The following is a 19,525-nucleotide window of genomic DNA, read 5'->3' on the forward strand; positions in this document are numbered from 1 at the left end:
GCCATTTGAAATCGCATAGAAGAAATACGATCCTCTGCTGCCCGATTTTAGGTTGCAGAGGATCGTTCTTTTGTGCATAATTGGAAGGCATGCGGGGCAACCTTCTTCATAAGGAGGAGATAACTGATGTTATCAAGCTTCGCTCGGGTACGGCACCGTGCTGCCTTGTTCCTATGCCTAACGATATTTGCTGCTAGTTCAGCATTAATGGGATGGGAAGGGTGCGCATCAACTGTATACGCAGCAGCCATCGACAAAGCCGATGGCGATGATGAATTAGCTAGGCCGTCTACGATCGAGGTCGTAGCGACAGGTTACACCGCAGGTGTAGAGTCGACAGGCAAACGCCCTGGGCACCCGCAATACGGCATCACTTATTCGGGGGTTAAAGTAAGGCGGGGCCGTATGTCGACGATTGCAGCTGACCCGAAAGTTTTTCCGATCGGTACCTTGCTGTACATTCCGAATTATGGTTATGGAGTAGTGGCTGATACAGGCTCAGCAATTAAAGGCAAGCGGATTGATTTGTATTTTGAATCGATCAAACAAGTGTACTCACAATGGGGCAAGCGTAAGGTGAAGGTGCAGGTGCTCAAGAAAGGGAATGGCAAGCTATCCCAAGCGTGGCTTAATTCCGTTAATGAGGCGCTTGCGGCCAGCCGGTCAATCCCGCAAGCTTATCTAGAATCTTAAACGGCGGCGATGCTGCCGGCTCACATAATGGAATGGAACAGTTAATGAGCAAGAGCCCCTGTGCCGTCGACACAGGGGCTCTTGCTCATTCGTGAGGTGGCCTGGTGAGTTAGTAAACTTCAAAGCCGTTGCCAGCTTTAAAGCGTTTGATGACGAGCTGCGTTTCGACGTTTACGACGCCTTGCAGCGTATAAATTTTTTCGTATAAAAACTTTTCTACATCTTCTTCGTCTTTCAGCTGGGCATGCATATGCAGCGTTGTCGGACCTGTCATTTGGTAGATGCTGATAACACATGGCTCTTCCGCTAGCTTGTTGCCAACTTGTTCTACAAAACGAGGCTCTATGACGACTTCAAAGAAAGCAGACACCGCCTTGCCAAGCTTGGCGACGTTTACGCGAATCGTAAAATGCTCGATGATTCCATCTTCAATCAGCGATTCTACACGCTTCTGAATTGCAACACGCGACAAACTTAACGATTCTCCTATCTTCGCATATGGCAGCCGCCCGTTTACCAGCAGCAGATCGACGATTCGTTGATCGATTCCGTCCAAATGTGGAAGCACCATCAGCAGTCCACCTTTCCTTCTGTATGTAATAAAACATAACATAAAAATGCTTGTTTGGAAATAGATCTTTCATAAACTAACCGTTTCAGCCTGTTTTTGCACCGTTTGACGCAACATAATAGGGTTTTATATAATATGAGGATAGGATAGTTAACATCCGAGCTTGTTTAAGGGTTGATATTATCGATATATCGATTAGTGAATCAATTTGGTTAACAAACGAAAGGAGAATGGGGATGAAAATTTCGCAGTTGAACCAATTGCCGAAGGAATCGTTTATGGAGGCGGTAGGCTGGGTAGTAGAGCATTCGCCCTGGGTCATGGAGCGCGTATTTGAGGAACGGCCATTCCATAATGTCGAGCAAATGCATGCGGCTTTAAAACAAGTTATTGCTTCTCTTGATGAAGAGGATAAGGTTAAGCTTCTTCGCAGCCATCCTGACTTGGGCAGCCGGCTGCAGATGACAGATGCTTCAGTAGCTGAGCAAAACGGTGCGGGCTTAGATCGCTTAACGCCTGCGGAATATGAGCAATTGGTTGCGTTAAATGCGCGGTATACCGCGGCTTTCGGGTTTCCTTTTATAATGGCGGTCAAAGGGAAGTCGAAGCCTGATATTATAGAAGCGATGATTAGACGGGTGGAGAATGGACGGGAAGATGAGTTGGATGCTGCGGTTGCCGAGATTGGACGGATAACCGGTTTCCGGCTCAGGGATCGTGTTCAAGACGAGAACACAACAGCTTGAGCAAATTGCAAGCGGAACGCATAGGTTAATGTGCCTGTGCGTTCTTTTTTTTTTGCTGATTTATCATCGCTTCGCTTGATTTAGCAGACAATGTGGGAGGTAATGTAACGGCAGTTTATAATGGGAAGGAGGAATGTGACATATTGTGTCGAATAAATTAACATTGGTGGGTTTTTTAAGAGGAAGCAAACAACGGATGTGGGAGTGAAGACGTATGGCAATCGGGCTGCAAAAGTTGTGGAAAAAAAGAAACGAAGCACCGGCTGCTGGACATTCAGAGGGATTGTCGGCAGACAGGCAAATGCTGGTGAGGCTGTTTAACGAATCGGAAGTGATCTCGAATCAGTTGCAGGCAGCTGTAGTTGAAGTTAATTCATCTATCGGGCGGTTGACGTTTGTAGCGGATCATTCTACTAAGCAGGAGGAGCAGTTACACAAGCGAAGTGCGCAAGCGGTATCGCGCATTGAAGAGGCGTTCTCGGCATTGCAGGAGGTTGCTTCTGCAGCTGACGAAATAAGTGCAGCGTCTTCACGGCTTAATGTGGAGAGTAAGGATGCCAAAAGCGTGGTTCTCGATGTTTGCCGCTCATTGCAAGCTACCGACCAGGTGATGGTTGATTTGGCTGGGCATAACCATTCAATGGAATTGCATTTTCAATCGTTGATTGACCAAATGTCGAATATATATGAAATTAATACGTTTATACAGGATATTGTATCCCAAACGTCATTGCTGGCGTTGAATGCGTCGATTGAGGCGGCACATGCGGGAGAATATGGCCGAGGTTTTTCGGTAGTCGCTCAAGAAATAAGGAAGCTGGCGGATCAAAGCCATCAAGCGGTGCGCCGCTCCTCCGGCATTGTGGACCAGATCGAGCAGGGGATTCAGAATGTTGTACAATCCGTCGAGCAGGAACGGCTGGCTGTGGAACGTGGCGTAGCGGAGATGGCCAAAAATAAAGAACGAATGGATATTATTTTTAATCGCATTTCTGAAGTGGATCGTTTGGTTGGGCATACGGATAAAGCGAGCACGCAACAAGCTGGCCATATGGAGGAGCTTTCCCAGATGCTGAAGGAGGTTGTTGATTCTGTGAACGAGACGCTAACCAGCGTCGATGGCACCATTGCGATTTCACAGCAGCAGCGCCAGCAAATTTCGAAGTTAAACCTTGTTAGCCGCAACCTGAATAAAACGTCAGATGAGCTGGGGCAAACGTTACGCCAGATCGGCTATCAAGCTGAAGCGAAGATGGTTAATGTGAATGGGGCAGAATTGCTGAACTGGCTTCAAACCGAAGCTGCGAATCCAGAGATCAGCGCAATGGATGAGCTTGCGCATGAACGTTTGCTGACAGCGCTGCTGCGTGGCAAGACGGATATCGAAGCAATCTGGTCGAATCGGGCAGATGGATCATTCGTATTCTCGTTGCCTGAGGCAGGGCTGGTGAACGCCAATGGGCGAGACTGGTGGAAACGTTCGATGGAAGGAAAGGCGTTCACCTCTGAAGTTTACATATCGGCAATTACGAAGAGGCCGTGCGTAACGATTGCTGTTCCAGTGCGTAATCAAGAGGGGCGGCCGATCGGTGTCATTGGAGCTGACATCAGGGTCAAGGAATTCAACGAATCGACATAAAAAGTTACGAGTCGAAATGAATTTGGGGGTTTTCAAATCGTTTTGGTTCATGTAAAATGGTGATATTGATCAAATGTAATGTATTATTACATGAAAGAGTCAGGTGAATTGACGTGACTGATCCCATTCCTACAATGAGCGCGATTGGATTGAAAGCTCCCAATAAGCCTGCGGACGTCGTTCCGTTTTTGGATGCGTACATCGCGAAGAAAGAAGCTGAAATTACCGAGATTGAAGAGATGGTTGAGCGTTATGAGAAGCGCCGCCTGAAAGAAGAGCGCGCTTATCAGGCGATGTCCTCGTTCCGTCGGCTGTTGTCCGGAAGAAAGCCTGCGCATCATCTCGCTGTCGAATATATTCATTACGTGAAAAAACCGATGGAGAGAGCTCGCAAACTTCGAGTTGAGGCTGACCGGGCGCGCCATTTGTTGGACAGCCCGAAGTCTTCAGATGAGAAGTTGTCCGACCTTGAAACGTTAACGTAATGCCTAATGAAAACGCCCTGTATCTGATGAGTATCAGACAGGGCGTTCTTTGTTGTGTTGCTAGCGCGTATATGCTAATGAGGGCGTTCTTGTTTCAAATGTTCAAGGTCGAGGAAGTCGTGCTCTTGGCTATAGGCTGGCACGCCGTGGATGCCAACATCAAGGCCGACGAGCTCCTCATCTTGGCTTACGCGCACGCGTACAAATCGGTTAATGATTTTTAAGGAAATCCAAGTAAGGGAGAAGCCCCATGCGCATACAACAACAAGACCGAGCGTTTGGATGCCGAGCAGTTGCCACCCACCACCATAGAATAGGCCATAATAGCCTTGTCCGACTTGCGAAGTCAATTCTTCCTTCGCGAAGAGGCCAAGGGCAATCGTGCCGATGCTTCCGCTAACGCCGTGCACTGCGAAGGCTCCAACAGGGTCGTCAATCTGGCGTGATTCCAGCCATTCGGTTGCGAGTAACATGGCAATGCCGCAGATGATTCCGATTAGGATAGCGACGTCATCAGATACATATGCGCAGCCGGCAGTGATGCCTACTAGCCCTGCAAGCGAGCCGTTGATGACCATAGGTGGATCGGCTTTTTTGTAACGAAACATGGTGAACAGAATGCAGGCTGCGCCACCCGCTGCAGCGGAGAGCATCGTCGTGACTGCAATATGCCCAATTGAGCCGTTGGTAGCGCTCATTGTGCTGCCAGAGTTAAAGCCGAACCATCCGAACCACAAAATGAAAGCGCCGACAGAGGCGAGCGGCAAGTTAGAGGGGGGGACGATATTCGCTTGCCCGTCTGCGGAAAACTTGCCAATGCGCGGACCGATGAAAATAGCTGCTGCCAAGGCTGCGAAGCCGCCAAGGCCGTGAATGACAGCGGAGCCGGCGAAGTCGAGCATGCCGAGTTTGCCTAGCCATCCGCCTACAGCCCAGATCCAATGGCCGGCGATTGGGTAGATAAGCCCGGTCATTGCGATCGTGAACAAAATATAAGCGCGGAAGTTGATCCGCTCAGCCACTGCACCGGATACGATCGAAATGACGGCGATTACGAATGCGCTTTGGAATAGCCAGTAGGTATCGAGCGAAACATTAAGTTTGATATGGGATAGATCGCCATTCATGAAAAAGCCAGAAAGCCCGATGAATCCGCCTGAATCTTTGCCATGCATGAGTGCGAACCCGAATGCAAAATAAATGAGAGCGCCGAATGTAATATCAACAAATACTTTCATAATAATGCTGACGGCATTCTTCTGTCGCACGAACCCGGCCTCAAGCAGGGCGAAGCCGCCTTCCATCAATAAAATCATTGCAGCGGTGAGTACGATCCAGATTGTATCTAGGCCTTGCGATAAGGTTAACAAATCCATATGCTGCTCACTCCTATTTAGATCAAACTACACGTCAGGTTTTATGCAATATATGAAGCCGAAATTCATTATAAGTTTACGAAGTTAACTATGTCAACACGATATGTAACAATACGTTACACAAATTAAAGATTTCTATTTAAAAAGGTAGACTCAGTCTTGAGACGGATGTTGGGTTCGACCAAGCGACGGTTAACGAAACGCCAAGCTTTCGTTATAATCAAATGTAACAACGGCACACTTAGGAGCTGAACGAGAATGAATGGACGACAATATGCAAGCCGATTCTTATGGGGATTGTTTATCGTCGCGATAGGAAGCGGCTTTTTGCTTAAGCAGTTTGGCATTGTAGATTTCGACATCGGGGATATCGCCTCTACGTATTGGCCTGTTGCCTTAATGTTTGCCGGATTGAACGGATTATTATTCGCGAGCAGCGTAGGATCGGCCATTTGGAGCGGAGGAGTGATGTTCTCTATTGGCTTCATTTTCCTCGGGCGCAATTTGGACTGGTTTGAATGGTCGGTTGGTGATCTGATGCGTTTCGTAGGCCCGGTCATTCTTATCATGTTTGGCCTTAATATGATCTTCAAACCTAAACATTACGGAAAGCGCGAATATAATCAGAAGGATGATTGGCAGCCTTACAAGCCGACGGGATATGTGCCGCCAGCGCCGCCACTGCATCCGGATCCGACTATGAATCCGGGAGCGCCTGGTCCAGAGGCTCCGGAGGGACCGATCCCTCCCCATCCGCCAACAGGGCCAAACTTGAGGAAAGAACCGACTCATAATTATGAGAGCCGCCATGCTCAGCATCTTGCGGATCGCATGAATCGCCATCAGCAGAAAATCGAGCGAAAAATGGAACGTATTCACCAGAAAATCCAGCGCCATGCGGGAGCCTCCTACCGGAAACACCACAATCCATGGGAGCGTGTGGAATGGTGGGATTCTGACCCGAATACGCAGACGCGATCCGGATTTATTGGTGACATTCACATTGGCAACGACCATTGGGAGCTGAAGCCGCTCAATATTTCCCATTTTGTTGGAGATACCGTGCTTGATTTAACGAAAGCGCAAATTCCACCGGGCGAGACGAAGATCACAATTTCTTCTTTTATCGGGGATGTCAAAATCTATTTGCCTAACGATTACGAAGTCGGCATTCACGTCGTATCGAGTGCATTTATCGGTGATGCGAGGGTGCTCGATATGAGGGATTCCAGGGTGTTTCGCAGCATGGATGTCGAAAGCCCTTATTATAAGGAAACGGAAAAAAGGATTAAATTGGTTTGCAGCACATTTATTGGTGATGTGCGGGTGACGAAAGTAGGGTGAGCGTGGCATGATGGTTCGGTTGTTTCGCAGCGGCAAGCTAGAAATTATTGCCCTATTCGCCGTGTCTGCCCTGCTCTCTGCAGGAAGCATGTATGCGCTTCGCGGCTGGTTCTCGGACGTAAGTGGCATAAAAGGGTTTGAATTTGGCCTGTGCGTGATTGGGGTAATCCTGCTCGTAAGCTCAGGATTCGGTTATTGGACTGCGCAGACGATCCAGCGGCGTGTCGATGCGCTGCACTTAGCAATTAAGCAGGCGAATAACGGCAATTGGGCAGTACGGCTGCCTGCAAGTGGCGCACGCTCCTTCGAAGCGGTCAATACGGAATTTAATGAAATGGCAGCAATGGTTGAAGAGAGGCTGCAACTCGTTCAGATCGCAGGGGAAGAACAGGTCATGCGGGAGATGGCTTCGAATGAAGCGGCAGTGCATGAGGAACGGAAGCGGCTCGCGCGTGATTTGCACGATACAGTTAGCCAGCAGCTATTCGCTATTCATATGTCAGCAGCATCGCTTCCTAAACTGCTTGAATTAAGGCCGGATCAAGCGGCGGAAGTAATGAAGCAATTGATAGATATGTCTACGATCGCACAGAAGCAAATGCGAGGCTTTATTGCCCAACTTCGTCCAATGGAGCTAGAAGGGCGCTCGCTCCAACAAGCATTGGACAAGTGGTTTCCGGATTATTGCCGCCAGAACCAGTTGCAGGGCGAGATGGATTGGCGGGTTATCGATCCATTGTCAGAGGCGAAGGAACACCAACTCTTCCTTATTATACAAGAAGCAATGGCTAACATTGTAAAGCATGCCCGCGCACATCGGGCAGTATTAACGCTTTCGGAGACCGACCATCAAATTATTATGACATTGCAGGATGATGGAGTGGGGTTCCGGCCGGATGAAGTGCGCGAAGGCTCATATGGCTTATCTACGATGAGGGAGCGAGCACAGAAGCTAGGCGGGGATGCAATCCTCTGGAGCAAGCCAGGCGGTGGAACGCGAATTCGGGTGACGATACCGAAATATACAGATAAGCGAGGTTTGATGGATGACGGTGACGGGGAAAAGTAACTATTCAGTTATGATTGTGGATGACCATGATATGGTGCGGGCCGGATTAAAAACTTACCTGATGCTGGAACCGAAGTTTGAAGTTATTGCAGAAGCAGGCAATGGGGAAGAAGCGCTTCGTGTGCTAGAGCAGAGCGAAACGCTGCCGGATCTTATTCTTATGGACTTAATGATGCCTGTTATGGATGGCGTACAAGCGACCGCCGCGATAATGGAACGTTATCCAGAATTAAAAATTGTAATGCTGACGAGCTTCCTAGAGGATGATAAAGTGCTTGCCGCTGTAGAAGCGGGAGCTGTTAGTTACGTATTGAAGACGGTATCTGCCGAAGAACTTATCTATGCCTTAACCGGTGCGGTCAAGGGGATGCCAGTCATGACTGCCGATGTATCCCAAGCGCTGACGCGCGGGCTAAGACAACGCTCAGCTCAAGGAGCGGATGAAGGGTTAACTGAGCGGGAGAAAGAAGTGCTGCTGCTAATTGCGGACGGGATGGCGAATAAGGAGATTGCGGAAGAGCTGCATATTAGCATCAAAACGGTCAAGACGCATGTGAGCAACCTATTAATGAAATGCGAGCTGGAGGACCGGACGCAGCTTGCTGTTTATGCGCATCGCAAAGGCTGGGCGAAGCCGCAAGCATAACTGGACAAGGGCTTCTCTTCGAGAGAGGCCTTTTTCGTTGTTGGTTGGCATAAAGCGGAAGTATGCAGGACAACCTACGGATATATGGACACTGCCAACTTACGGCATTGAATAAGCCGTGCTGGCCGAAAGGGGCAATGATAGTGATACCGCTGGAATCCGACATCGAATCAAGAGAGTTTGCCTTTGTAGAAGCCAAAGAACGGCTGGAGCAGCAAGATTTTGCATTGGGCGGCAATTGGGATTATGAGAGAGGGTCGTTCGACCGTTCTCTTGATGAAGCGAATAAAGTATGGCTTCGCCTCCCCTTTGAAGTGTTATCTGGGGCAATCGATAACCAGGATTCGGATAATGACGCGACGATCCGCCTGGGGGCGCCATATGTGCTGAAGCATTTATACAATGAGGGCAACGATGAGGAAGCGTCGGTACGCCTCCTCGGCAGCTTGGTTGATCAATTCCAATCGCCTGTTGATCCAGACGCTAAGATCGAGTCGAAATGGATCGACAAAGCGAAGCAAGTGTTATCCAGTGCTGAACAAGGATTGCTGCTTCATTAAAGGAGTCATGCTTCCCGGGCGGCTAGCCTGCAAACAACCTCTCGATGCACGTTCCTTTCAAACGTGGCCGAGAGGTTGTTTGATTTTTAAAGGCTGACTACTAGCGCTGCGACATTAATGGCCCATGTGATCAATTGCATGGTGTTTCCTCCGTTTATACTATTTGGAAATATTTCTCCTCATTTTATTTCTATCGAATAACGAATGCGTTACTATTTTAATGCGCATATCCAGCTGCGCGAACATGCTTAAAGATACGCAAATTTCAATATCATCAAGCTTTTCACGTATGCAAAAGTAATCAGAAATTCAGGTGAGTTTAAGTTTGTTTTAAGGTAGAATGTGCATGATAGAACTATAGAAACGGCAATCATTTGGTTGGAGGGATTTCAAAATGGATGATCAGAACAAAAAAGGGTCTTTTGATGATTTTTTCGCAGATAAGCCAGAGAACAATAACGATCGCAATGATGGCGAGCAAGCGCGTCCGTCTAGCCACCATAGTGAACCTCATGATGATATAGACAACCAGCATGGCGACGATTCATCTTCCAATAAATCTTCATACTACTATTCGTACGGGCCGTTTAAGCCAGGCGCCCAAGACGGCAGGTACAATAGCTTCCGCCAGCAGCCAGAAGCAAGCGAACGCCCTGAAGGGCCGGCGTATGGGGACGAACAGCATGAGCATGCCAGTTCGCCGCAGCCTGCTTCAGCGGAGCCGGTTTTGGATCAAGACAATGTGATAGTATCGCCGCCGCCGCTTCGCTCGTTCGCGCCAGTGGCGGCAACGTCAGCGGCACGCAATGGCTGGCAGGTGAAGGAGAAGCGCAAATCTCCGTTCAAAGCGGTAGTTATTGCTTTTCTAGCTGGTGTACTCACTGTTGGCTCGTTAATGTATGCCGCGGATTCGAACAACTGGTTTACGGGCAAAGAATCGCTTGCTGCAAGCGGCACGGTTCAGACGGGCAGCACGGTATCCAGTGATGGCTCAGGCGCTGGCGTCTCGAATGCGGCGGATGTCGTTCGGCCGAACAATATCGCCAAGATTTTTGAGCAAGCAAGCCCAGCGGTTGTAAAAATCGAAACATATGTCAAACAGCAGCAGCGTGGGAACAGTGGGAATGGCATGTTTGATGATCCATTCTTCCGCCAATTTTTCGGGGAGGATTCGCCCAATGGCGGCAATGGCGGCAATAACGGTAACGATCAACAGAACCAATCGCAAGGCCAATTGACGCCAGCTGGCATCGGGACAGGATTCTTCTTTGACCAAAGCGGATATATTCTAACCAATCAGCATGTTGTGGCAGATTCGGATGAGATTCAAGTTACGGTGCAAGGCTTCGATAAGCCATTCACGGCCAAACTGCTCGGTTCAAGCTATGATCTTGATCTTGCAGTGCTGAAGGTAGAAGGCACCAAACCATTCCCAACGCTGGCGCTCGGCAGCTCAGACGGGATCAACATCGGCGATTGGGTCGTTGCAATCGGCAATCCGTACGGGTTTGACCATACGGTAACGATTGGCGTATTGAGCGCCAAAGAACGCCCAATTGATATTCCGGATGAGAATGGCACACGCCAGTATAAGCATTTGCTGCAAACAGACGCTTCGATTAATCCAGGCAACTCTGGCGGCCCGCTGCTCAACCTCAAGGGTGAGGTTGTCGGCATCAATACAGCGGTTAGCTCGCAAGCGCAAGGAATTGGCTTCGCCATTCCGACGAGTACGATTCAAGAGGTGCTGGATAGCCTCAAGAACAATAAAGAAATTCCGAAACCGCCAGTGCCGTTTATCGGCGTTGAGCTTGAGAATTTGAACGAACAATACGCTCAACAATTAGGGCTCAGCTCGACGGATGGCGTGTTGGTCAAAGCGGTTTACTTTAAATCGCCAGCCTATATGGCGGATGTACGGCAGTATGACGTCATCGTGGGTGTAGATGGCACGAAGTATGCTGATTCGACGAAATTAGTAACTGCAATCCAAAGCCGCAAGGTAGGCGATAAAGCAGTGCTCAACGTCATTCGCAATGGCAAAAATATCGACCTCACCGTCGACATTGGCGACAAAAATAAATTTAATGTTGAACAACCACAGCAGCAGCAACAATAATAGAATAAAGAAGGAGACGCAGGCCGGCGCATAACCGCCTGCGTTTCTTGCCGTAGGAGGACAACATTAATGAGACAACGGATATTTGTAGTGGATGATGATGACAAAATAACGTCGATGCTGCGCCGAAGCCTTGCTTTCGAAGGGTATGAGGTGACGATCGCTAATGATGGCTTGGAAGGGCTCAAGGTGATGGGGAAATCGGATCCTGACCTTCTTATTCTGGATGTGATGATGCCACAGATGGATGGCTGGGAAGTATGCCGCCGCGTCCGGGAAGCGGGAAGCAGCGTTCCTGTCCTTATGCTGACCGCCAAGGATGATATTCAGGACCGGGTTAAAGGGCTGGATATGGGCGCGGATGATTACTTGGTCAAGCCGTTTGCGCTAGAAGAATTGCTCGCTAGAGTACGGGCACTGCTGCGGCGCAAGCCGGATCGCCAAGAGACGGACGGAAGGCTGCAATTCGAGGACATGACGCTCGATCTTGATTCTCGCGAAGCGATTCGTGGCGGAAGGCGTATCGATTTGACCGCGAAGGAATTTGATCTGCTTCATCTGTTCATGCAAAATCCCCGCCGCGTATTAACGCGTGATTCCATTATGGACAAGATATGGGGCTATGATTACAGCGGTGAATCGAATGTGCTTGAGGTTTATATTGCGATGCTGCGCCAAAAAACGGAGGATGGCACGTCGAAACGGCTTATCCAGACCGTGCGCGGGACAGGCTATGTGCTGCGAGGGGAAGGCGGCTAATCAGCATGACGATACGGCTTCGATTAACGTTATGGTACTCGGGGTTGCTTGCAGTTACACTGATGCTGCTCTGCGGCTCCATTTACTTTTTTACCTATTATAATTCTTATGGCGAAGTCCACTCGCGGCTGGAAGCAGGGGCGAAGGAGTTGCTTGAAGAAAGTAGCGGGATATTTGGCGAAGGCATCCATCTAGACCGGCTTACTAGATCGTCCGTTCAAAGCGAGTTATACGTTCAGCTTGTTAATATGAATGACAAGAACATCGTTGATAAATCCAATAATATGCTGTCGAACAATCTTCAATTCCCGTTGCCCAATGATGCGGGTTTAGATGGCGCTGTTTACCGTAAAGTAAAAGCGGATGGCTATCCGTTCATGTTATGCGAAATTACGCTTGTTAAGCAAAGAACGAACGAGCAGTTTGTCGTACAGATCGGTGCGTTCACTGGCAGTGAAGCAGATTACTTGTATGACCTGCGCAATATTTTAATTATTTCGTCGTTGGCGGCGGTCATTATCGCGTTTACGATTGGGATGCTTCTCGCACGCCAAGTGTTGCGCCCAATCGAGAATGTCATTCAAGCTTCGCGCAAAATCGAAACAGGCTCTGACCTGACATACCGCATACCGCGGGAGGCGCCTAATGATGAGATTGGCCGGCTGACCGATACGCTTAACGGCATGTTAGGCAGGATGCACACTGCATATAACGAGCTAGATGAAGCTTACAACTCCCAGCGGAGGTTCGTGTCTGACGCATCGCATGAGCTGCGAACGCCGCTTACGACGATTCGCGGCAATATTGAATTGCTTGAGCGGATGTGGCGGCCGGCGCTGGAGCCGCAAGCTGGCGATGGGCCTGCGTTGACAGAAGAAGAAGCGGAACGCCATGCAATGACTCGCGAAGCCATGCGGGACATTGCCGAAGAAGCGATTCGGATGAGCCGGCTCGTGAACGATTTGCTGTCGCTTGCCCGTGCGGATGCAGGCTTCGTGATGGAGAAGTCAGAAGTCGAGCTGCTGCCAATTGTTGAGGATGTGTGCAGGCGCGCCCAGCATTTGCCGAGAAAAGCGGAATGGATCATTGGCAATTACTCGCAATTGGAGGACGTTAGGGTATTTGGAAATCCAGACTTTCTCCGGCAGCTGCTGTTTATTTTTATTGAAAATGCATTCAAATATACCCCTAGCGGAAAGGTCGAGCTGACAGCTATTCGGCAAGGGGACCGTGCAGGCATCATGGTGCGGGATACCGGGATCGGAATGAAGGGGGACGAGGTCCCGAACATATTCGACCGCTTCTATCGCGCCGATGTATCTAGAGGCAAAACGTCTGGCACGGGCTTAGGGTTATCGATCGCTAAATGGATTATTGATGAGCATAACGGCTTCGTCGAGGTAACGACGCGCGAGGAGGAAGGAAGCACCTTTACGGTGTGGCTGCCCATCGCCTTTTCTCGACAACATGAATCAGGTATAATGGAGGGAACGGATAACCGACCGAGCTAGCGGGTTGGGCAGAAAGCAGGTGTTTCTTTCATGGAAGTCGTCAAAATATCACCGCGTGGCTATTGTTATGGTGTCGTTGATGCGATGGTACTAGCATTGCAAACAGCTCGAAATTTAGATTTGCCTAGACCGGTTCACATCTTGGGCATGATTGTCCATAATGCGCATGTAACAGATGCTTTCGAGAATGAAGGCATCATTACATTGGATGGCCCTAACCGGCTTGAGATATTGGAGCAAATTCAAGAAGGCACGGTTATCTTCACTGCACACGGCGTATCGCCAGAAGTTCGCCGCCGCGCTGTGGAGAAAGGGCTGACGGTCGTCGATGCTACTTGTCCGGATGTGACGAAGACGCATGATCTCATTAATGAGAAGACGGCAGAAGGCTACGATATTATTTATATCGGCAAGAAGGGGCATCCAGAGCCGGAGGGTGCAATTGGCATCGCGCCGGATCGCGTTCATATTATTGAGAATGAACAGGACATTGCCGCGCTTGAGCTTGATAAAGAGCGTTTGCTTATTACGAACCAAACGACGATGTCGCAATGGGACATTCGCATTCTGATTACGAAGCTGCTGGAGAAGTTCCCGAAGGCAGAAATTCATAATGAGGTGTGCCTTGCTACGCAGGTTCGCCAAGAGGCGGTCGCACAGCAAGCGGACCAAGCGCAGCTTGTTCTCGTCGTAGGGGATCCAAGAAGCAACAACTCGAACCGTCTTGCGCAAGTTTCGGAAGAGATCGCTGGGGTAAAAGCTTACCGGGTATCGGACCTGAGCGAGGTCGATATCGAATGGCTCAAAGGACTTGAGCGCGTAGCAGTCACTTCAGGCGCTTCTACGCCAACCCCGATTACGAAGGAAGTTATCGCTTTCGTCGAGCAGTTTGACTCGAACGATCCTTCCACGTGGGAGAAGGTCCGCACGATTAATATGAACAAATTGCTCCCAACCATTCGTACGAAATCGGCGGGAGCGTAAAATGAGGGCGATGGAGCGGGGCGGAAGGCGGAAAGCGGGCAATGGAACGCCTGGGCGCAAGCCGCTGCAGTTGAAGCGTTGGTTTCGTCACAAATTATTAATGCTTTTGCGCGCACCTGGCGGGGCTGCGTTCGTAGCGCTCGGATTTTCGATCGGCATGGCAATCGAGATGGTAACATTGCCTACAATGGGGCTTGCGTTTTTCCTCTTATTCCCGCTTGTGTATGTGTTTCGCGCGAGCATGGCAGGAGCGCTCATCGGATTTCTTATAGGCAAAATCATATTTATACCCATCGCATTCCTGAGCGGAATCGTTGGCGGATGGATACTTCCAGCTCATTTGCATGTGCATATTTCGTTTTTGCCGCATTTTGTGAACAAGTTTATCGGGTATAACCTGAAACTAATCGTCGGTGGCCTCATTAATGGCATTTTGCTGGGCATCTTGTTCTATTTCCCAGTGAGACAGAGCATCACGTTCTTCACGGAACGCAGGCGCAAGAAACGGAAGGAACGCCGCGCGGATACAGTGGCGACAAAGCCGGCGGTGGAATGATGGATGGATAAGGCAGTCTTGATGGTGTGCGACACACCGCCGAGGCTGCTTTTTTTGTGAGCGGATGTTGAGTAGATAACGGTTAAGCGAATGATTTTTGATTGGAGGGGTTGACGGAAAGCTTGTTTATCCTGTATATTTACTTTAGCGATTAAAAGCATAAAAGCCACAAAGCATAAAAGCCACAAAGCATAAAAGCCACAAAGCATAAAAGCTAAAAAGCATAAAAGCAAACAAGCGTTTAAGCGCGAAAATGTAATCTGATGAATGGCCATTATAGATGTTTAAAGGAGATGGATGAAATGATCGTTATTACACAGTCCAACATTACCGAGGAACGTATCGCAGAAATTGTGCACCAAATCGAGAAGACTGGCGTCCAGGCGCATGTATCACGGGGAACGGACCGGACTGTAATTGGCATTATCGGCCAAGCCGAGCCAACACTCGCGGAACACCTTCGCCAACTCAAAGGCGTAGACAACGTGATTAAAATTTCGAAGTCTTACAAGCTGGCTAGCCGTGAGTTCCATCCTGACGATACGATCATTGAGATCAAAGGCGTTAAAATCGGCGGCGAGCATCTGGTTATTATGGGCGGCCCTTGTGCAGTCGAAACGCCTGAGCAAATTAACGAAATCGCTCGGCTCGTTAAAAACGCGGGTGCTCAAGTACTTCGCGGAGGCGCATTTAAGCCACGTACGGGACCTTACAGCTTCCAAGGCGTAGGCGTAGAGGGATTGAAAATGATGGCTGATGCGGGAGAGAAGCATGGCCTGCTGACGATCACCGAGGTTATGACGCCGGAATACGTCGATGTTTGCGCAGAATATGCAGATATCCTTCAAGTCGGAACGCGCAACATGCAAAACTTTGACTTGCTTCGCAAGCTGGGCACGATTAACAAGCCGGTCCTTCTGAAACGCGGTTTCAGCGCAACCTATGACGAATTCCTAAACGCGGCTGAATACATCCTTGCTGGAGGCAATCCGAACGTTATGCTCTGTGAGCGAGGAATCCGAACGTTCGAAACGTACACACGTAACACACTCGACCTGTCCGCCATTCCGGTTTTGCAGTCGCTTAGCCATCTTCCGGTCATTTCTGACCCGAGCCATGGCACTGGAAGAAGGGAATTGGTGGAGCCAATGTCCAAAGCATCGGTTGCGGCAGGCGCGAATGGCCTTATAGTCGAAATGCATACAGATCCGGATAATTCGATGACAGGTGATGGGGTGCAATCGTTATTCCCTGATCAATTCGCAAACTTATTGAAGGATTTGGAGAAACTTGCTTCACTGGTAGGCAAGCGATTTGATACGCCGAAACAGCCGGCAGAAGCATTCGCAACTTGGGTAAAATAGACATGCCATCAACTGGCAGTAAAAGCGTGAACCCCTTGCACAGCAAGGGGTTCACGCTTTTTTCATAGGTGTTGTCAAGCGAGCAAATGTGAATAATTATAAAAACCTGTAAGCATACCTAACACAAGCGCAAAAAATACCTTACATAAGTCTTGACCACTCAAAAGCCTGAGTTTTATAATAACCACATAGTACGAAGGAAACTTGAACGTTTCAAGTTCAAACTAACCTAAATGTTCGGAAATGGGAGGCTTTCATTCATGTCAGTTCAAAACGTATTGAACACGATCAAAGAGAACAATATCCAATTCGTAGATTTCCGCTTCGTAGACCTCGCGGGCCGTGCGCACCACATCACGCTGCCAGCAACTGAGGTTGACGCTGATACTTTCGTTAACGGTGTAGCATTCGACGGCTCCTCGATCGAGGGCTTCCGCGGCATCGAAAACTCTGACATGGTAATGATGCCGGATACGGAATCCAGCTTCATCGATCCTTTCACTGATCATCCAACTTTGAATATTATGAGCAACATCCATACGCCAGAAGGCGAGCGTTATGACCGTGACCCACGTTCCATCGCTCAAAAAGCTGAAGAATTCCTGCAAACGACGGGTATCGGCACGACGGCATTCTTCGCGCCAGAGTCCGAATTCTTCATCTTCGACGATGTTCGCTATGAGAGCGGCATGAACAAATCTTATTTCGAAGTTGATTCGGAAGAGGCAGCTTGGAACACGGGCCGTAAAGAAGAAGGCGGCAACCTTGGTTTCAAAGTTGGCGTTAAAGGCGGCTATGTTCCAGTAGCTCCAGTTGACTCCCAACAAGATATCCGTAGCGAAATGGTTCGTGTTATGCAAGAATCCGGCCTTCGCGTAGAACGTCACCACCACGAAGTAGCAACGGCTGGCCAAGCAGAAATCAACTTCCGCTTCGACACGTTGACGAAAACGGCTGACAACCTGATGAAATACAAATACATCACGCACAATGTTGCTCGCCAATACGGCAAAGTTGCAACGTTCATGCCTAAACCGCTCTTCGGCGACAATGGCAGCGGCATGCACGTTCACATGTCGATCTTTGACGGCGATTCACCGTTGTTCTATGAAAAAGGCGCTTATGCTAACTTGAGCCCGCTCGCTATGCACTACATCGGCGGTATCCTGTACCATGCTCCAGCGCTGATCGCACTGACGAACCCTTCGACGAACTCGTTCAAACGTCTCGTTCCGGGTTACGAAGCGCCGGTTAACCTCGTATTCTCGAAAGGTAACCGTTCCGCTGCAGTACGTATTCCAATCGCAGCAGTTACGCCAAAAGGCTGCCGTATCGAGTTCCGTACGCCGGACTCCACAGCTAATCCATACCTCTGCTTCGCAGCAATGCTGCTCGCAGGCCTTGACGGAATCAAACGCAAAATCGATCCAGTTGCATTGGGCTATGGTCCTTTCGACAAAAACATCTACGAACTGTCTGACGAAGACAAAAAAGAAATCCGCAGCGTACCAGGCACGCTCGACGAAGCGCTTAACGCTCTGGAAGCGGACTATGAGTTCCTGACAGAAGGCAATGTCTTCACGAAAGAATTCATCGACAACTACGTTGCAGTTAAACGCAACGAAGCTAAAGCAGTATCGATCCGTATCCATCCACACGAGTACGGCCTATACTTCGACTGCTAATCTTAAGCACTTATATAAGTGATTCGAAGCGGACCCAATCGGGTCCGCTTTTTATTTTTCACGAATGATGTCGAAGCTTGAAAGCTGCTTTTTGCGCAAATTGGCGAAAAACCGAATGATTTCTTTACATTATTCTTGTTTGTTCGACTTTTTGACACTTGAAGCGCGGGCTTAAACTTGCTATCATAGCGATAGCTAATGGAAACGGACTTGTCTCGGGTATAGTAATGAATAGGAGACTTCTCTATTTTCTTAAATCGAGGACAGGAGTGTTTACGGTGACGAAACGGGCTTTTAACTTTAATGCTGGACCAGCTGCATTGCCGTTGGAGGTACTTCAGCAAGCGCAAGAGCAATTCGTGGATTTTAATGGTGCAGGCATGTCGATTATGGAGATGTCCCATCGCAGTGCGCTTTACGAGCAAGTGAACAATGAGGCACAATCGTTGCTGCGTGAATTGTTCGGCATTCCGTCAAACTATCATGTATTGCTGCTGCAAGGCGGCGCGAGCACACAATTCGCATCGGTTCCATTAAACCTGTTGCATGCGGGCCAGACTGGCGCTTATGTCATGACAGGCAGCTGGGCAGATAAAGCGATCAAGGAAGCGAAGCTGTTTGGTGAAACAGCAATCGTAGCTTCGTCGGAAAGCGACAAATTTAACCGCATTCCGGACTTGTCATCGATTCAACTTCCTGACAATGCAGCATACCTGCACATTACGTCGAATGAGACAATCGAAGGAACGCAGTTTACGACGTATCCTGACACAGGCAATGTGCCGCTCGTGGCGGATATGTCGAGTGACATTTTGTGCCGTCCAGTAGACGTGTCGAAATTTGGGTTGATCTATGCTGGCGCTCAGAAAAACCTGGGACCATCAGGCGTAACGATCGTAATCGTGCGTGAAGATCTGGCTGCTAACAGCCCTAAGACGATTCCAACGATGCTTCGTTATGACACGCATGCCAAAAACGACTCGCTGTACAACACGCCGCCTTCGTTCTCCGTATACATGGCGAATCTCGTGTTGAAGTGGCTTAAAGGCAAAGGCGGCGTAGAAGCTGTTGAGCAATATAACCGCAATAAAACAAAACTTATTTACGATACGATCGACAATAGCGGCGGCTTCTACCGTGGATTCGCACAAGAAGAGAGCCGTTCGATTATGAACATCACGTTCCGTATCCACTCGGAAGAGCTGGAGAAGCTGTTCGTGAAGGAATCGGAAGCGGAAGGCTTCGTTGGGCTGAAAGGCCACCGCAGCGTAGGTGGCCTTCGTGCATCGACTTACAATGCTGTACCGCTCGAAAGCTGCCAAGCGCTTGCCCAATTCATGGCTGAATTCCAGAAGCGCCACGGTTAATCGCATCATTAACTTCACGTAAATGATAACAACCGCCCTTTTCAGCTCATC

18 protein-coding genes are annotated in these 19,525 nt (G+C 49.2%); 16 read left to right on the forward strand and 2 right to left on the reverse strand.

Annotated elements, in window-relative coordinates:
* Positions 1-126 precede the first annotated feature (126 nt).
* The gene (locus GON22_RS01815) at positions 127-693 is read left to right on the forward strand and encodes a 3D domain-containing protein (RefSeq protein WP_160394424.1); all 567 of its coding nucleotides are present in this window, start codon (positions 127-129) and stop codon (positions 691-693) included.
* Between the two features lie 109 nt (positions 694-802).
* On the opposite strand, the gene GON22_RS01820 is transcribed toward GON22_RS01815, so the two are convergent.
* A complete protein-coding gene (locus GON22_RS01820) occupies positions 803-1,264 on the reverse strand; it encodes an Lrp/AsnC family transcriptional regulator (RefSeq protein WP_160394425.1) in 462 nt (153 codons plus the stop codon).
* 236 nt (positions 1,265-1,500) lie between these two features.
* On the opposite strand from GON22_RS01820, the gene uraD reads away from it, so the two are divergent.
* From uraD to GON22_RS01835, 3 genes are all read left to right on the forward strand, one after another.
* Entirely contained in the window at positions 1,501-2,010 is a 510-nt protein-coding gene (gene uraD / locus GON22_RS01825; protein ID WP_160394426.1) for a 2-oxo-4-hydroxy-4-carboxy-5-ureidoimidazoline decarboxylase, read from the forward strand.
* A 214-nt stretch (positions 2,011-2,224) separates the two neighbouring features.
* Positions 2,225-3,649: a methyl-accepting chemotaxis protein gene (locus GON22_RS01830; protein WP_160394427.1), complete on the forward strand. Its 1,425-nt coding sequence runs from the start codon at positions 2,225-2,227 to the stop codon at positions 3,647-3,649.
* Between the two features lie 113 nt (positions 3,650-3,762).
* Positions 3,763-4,134 carry a hypothetical protein gene (locus GON22_RS01835; RefSeq protein ID WP_336604250.1) on the forward strand — a complete coding sequence of 124 codons (372 nt, stop codon included), beginning with the start codon at positions 3,763-3,765 and terminating at the stop codon, positions 4,132-4,134.
* A 74-nt stretch (positions 4,135-4,208) separates the two neighbouring features.
* Here the strand turns inward: GON22_RS01835 and GON22_RS01840 are convergent, their stop codons facing one another.
* Entirely contained in the window at positions 4,209-5,510 is a 1,302-nt protein-coding gene (locus tag GON22_RS01840; RefSeq protein ID WP_160394428.1) for an ammonium transporter, read from the reverse strand.
* 258 nt (positions 5,511-5,768) lie between these two features.
* Between GON22_RS01840 and liaF the strand changes: the two genes are divergently transcribed.
* The 12 genes from liaF (at position 5,769) to serC (ending at position 19,474) form a co-directional block, all read left to right on the forward strand.
* On the forward strand, positions 5,769-6,854 hold the full coding sequence (gene liaF / locus GON22_RS01845; RefSeq protein WP_237178956.1) for a cell wall-active antibiotics response protein LiaF: 1,086 nt from the start codon (positions 5,769-5,771) through the stop codon (positions 6,852-6,854).
* A 7-nt stretch (positions 6,855-6,861) separates the two neighbouring features.
* Complete coding sequence (locus GON22_RS01850; RefSeq protein WP_160394429.1) at positions 6,862-7,923, forward strand: sensor histidine kinase; 1,062 nt, start codon at positions 6,862-6,864, stop codon at positions 7,921-7,923.
* Positions 7,901-8,569 (forward strand): response regulator, encoded by a 669-nt coding sequence (locus GON22_RS01855; protein ID WP_160394430.1) that lies wholly within the window; start codon positions 7,901-7,903, stop codon positions 8,567-8,569. The genes GON22_RS01850 and GON22_RS01855 overlap by 23 nt, the downstream gene beginning before the upstream one ends.
* A 137-nt stretch (positions 8,570-8,706) precedes the next feature.
* The gene (locus tag GON22_RS01860) at positions 8,707-9,129 is read left to right on the forward strand and encodes a YugN family protein (protein WP_202113041.1); all 423 of its coding nucleotides are present in this window, start codon (positions 8,707-8,709) and stop codon (positions 9,127-9,129) included.
* A gap of 394 nt (positions 9,130-9,523) precedes the next feature.
* Complete coding sequence (locus GON22_RS01865; RefSeq protein WP_160394432.1) at positions 9,524-11,248, forward strand: S1C family serine protease; 1,725 nt, start codon at positions 9,524-9,526, stop codon at positions 11,246-11,248.
* 69 nt (positions 11,249-11,317) lie between these two features.
* The gene (locus GON22_RS01870) at positions 11,318-12,007 is read left to right on the forward strand and encodes a response regulator transcription factor (protein ID WP_160394433.1); all 690 of its coding nucleotides are present in this window, start codon (positions 11,318-11,320) and stop codon (positions 12,005-12,007) included.
* A gap of 5 nt (positions 12,008-12,012) precedes the next feature.
* Positions 12,013-13,518: a sensor histidine kinase gene (locus GON22_RS01875; protein ID WP_160394434.1), complete on the forward strand. Its 1,506-nt coding sequence runs from the start codon at positions 12,013-12,015 to the stop codon at positions 13,516-13,518.
* Positions 13,519-13,548: 30 nt separating this feature from the next.
* Positions 13,549-14,502: a 4-hydroxy-3-methylbut-2-enyl diphosphate reductase gene (locus GON22_RS01880; RefSeq protein WP_160394435.1), complete on the forward strand. Its 954-nt coding sequence runs from the start codon at positions 13,549-13,551 to the stop codon at positions 14,500-14,502.
* Position 14,503: 1 nt separating this feature from the next.
* On the forward strand, positions 14,504-15,058 hold the full coding sequence (locus tag GON22_RS01885) for a DUF2062 domain-containing protein (protein ID WP_160394436.1): 555 nt from the start codon (positions 14,504-14,506) through the stop codon (positions 15,056-15,058).
* Positions 15,059-15,360: 302 nt separating this feature from the next.
* The gene (gene aroF, locus GON22_RS01890; RefSeq protein WP_160394437.1) at positions 15,361-16,422 is read left to right on the forward strand and encodes a 3-deoxy-7-phosphoheptulonate synthase; all 1,062 of its coding nucleotides are present in this window, start codon (positions 15,361-15,363) and stop codon (positions 16,420-16,422) included.
* A 260-nt stretch (positions 16,423-16,682) separates the two neighbouring features.
* A complete protein-coding gene (gene glnA / locus GON22_RS01895; RefSeq protein WP_006038986.1) occupies positions 16,683-18,107 on the forward strand; it encodes a type I glutamate--ammonia ligase in 1,425 nt (474 codons plus the stop codon).
* Positions 18,108-18,385: 278 nt separating this feature from the next.
* Positions 18,386-19,474, forward strand: a complete 1,089-nt coding sequence (serC, locus tag GON22_RS01900) for a 3-phosphoserine/phosphohydroxythreonine transaminase (RefSeq protein ID WP_336604251.1) — start codon at positions 18,386-18,388, stop codon at positions 19,472-19,474.
* Positions 19,475-19,525: the final 51 nt, after the last annotated feature.

The organism is Paenibacillus sp. MMS18-CY102, assembly GCF_009789195.1.
In the GTDB taxonomy this organism is placed as follows: Bacteria; Bacillota; Bacilli; order Paenibacillales; family Paenibacillaceae; genus Paenibacillus_T.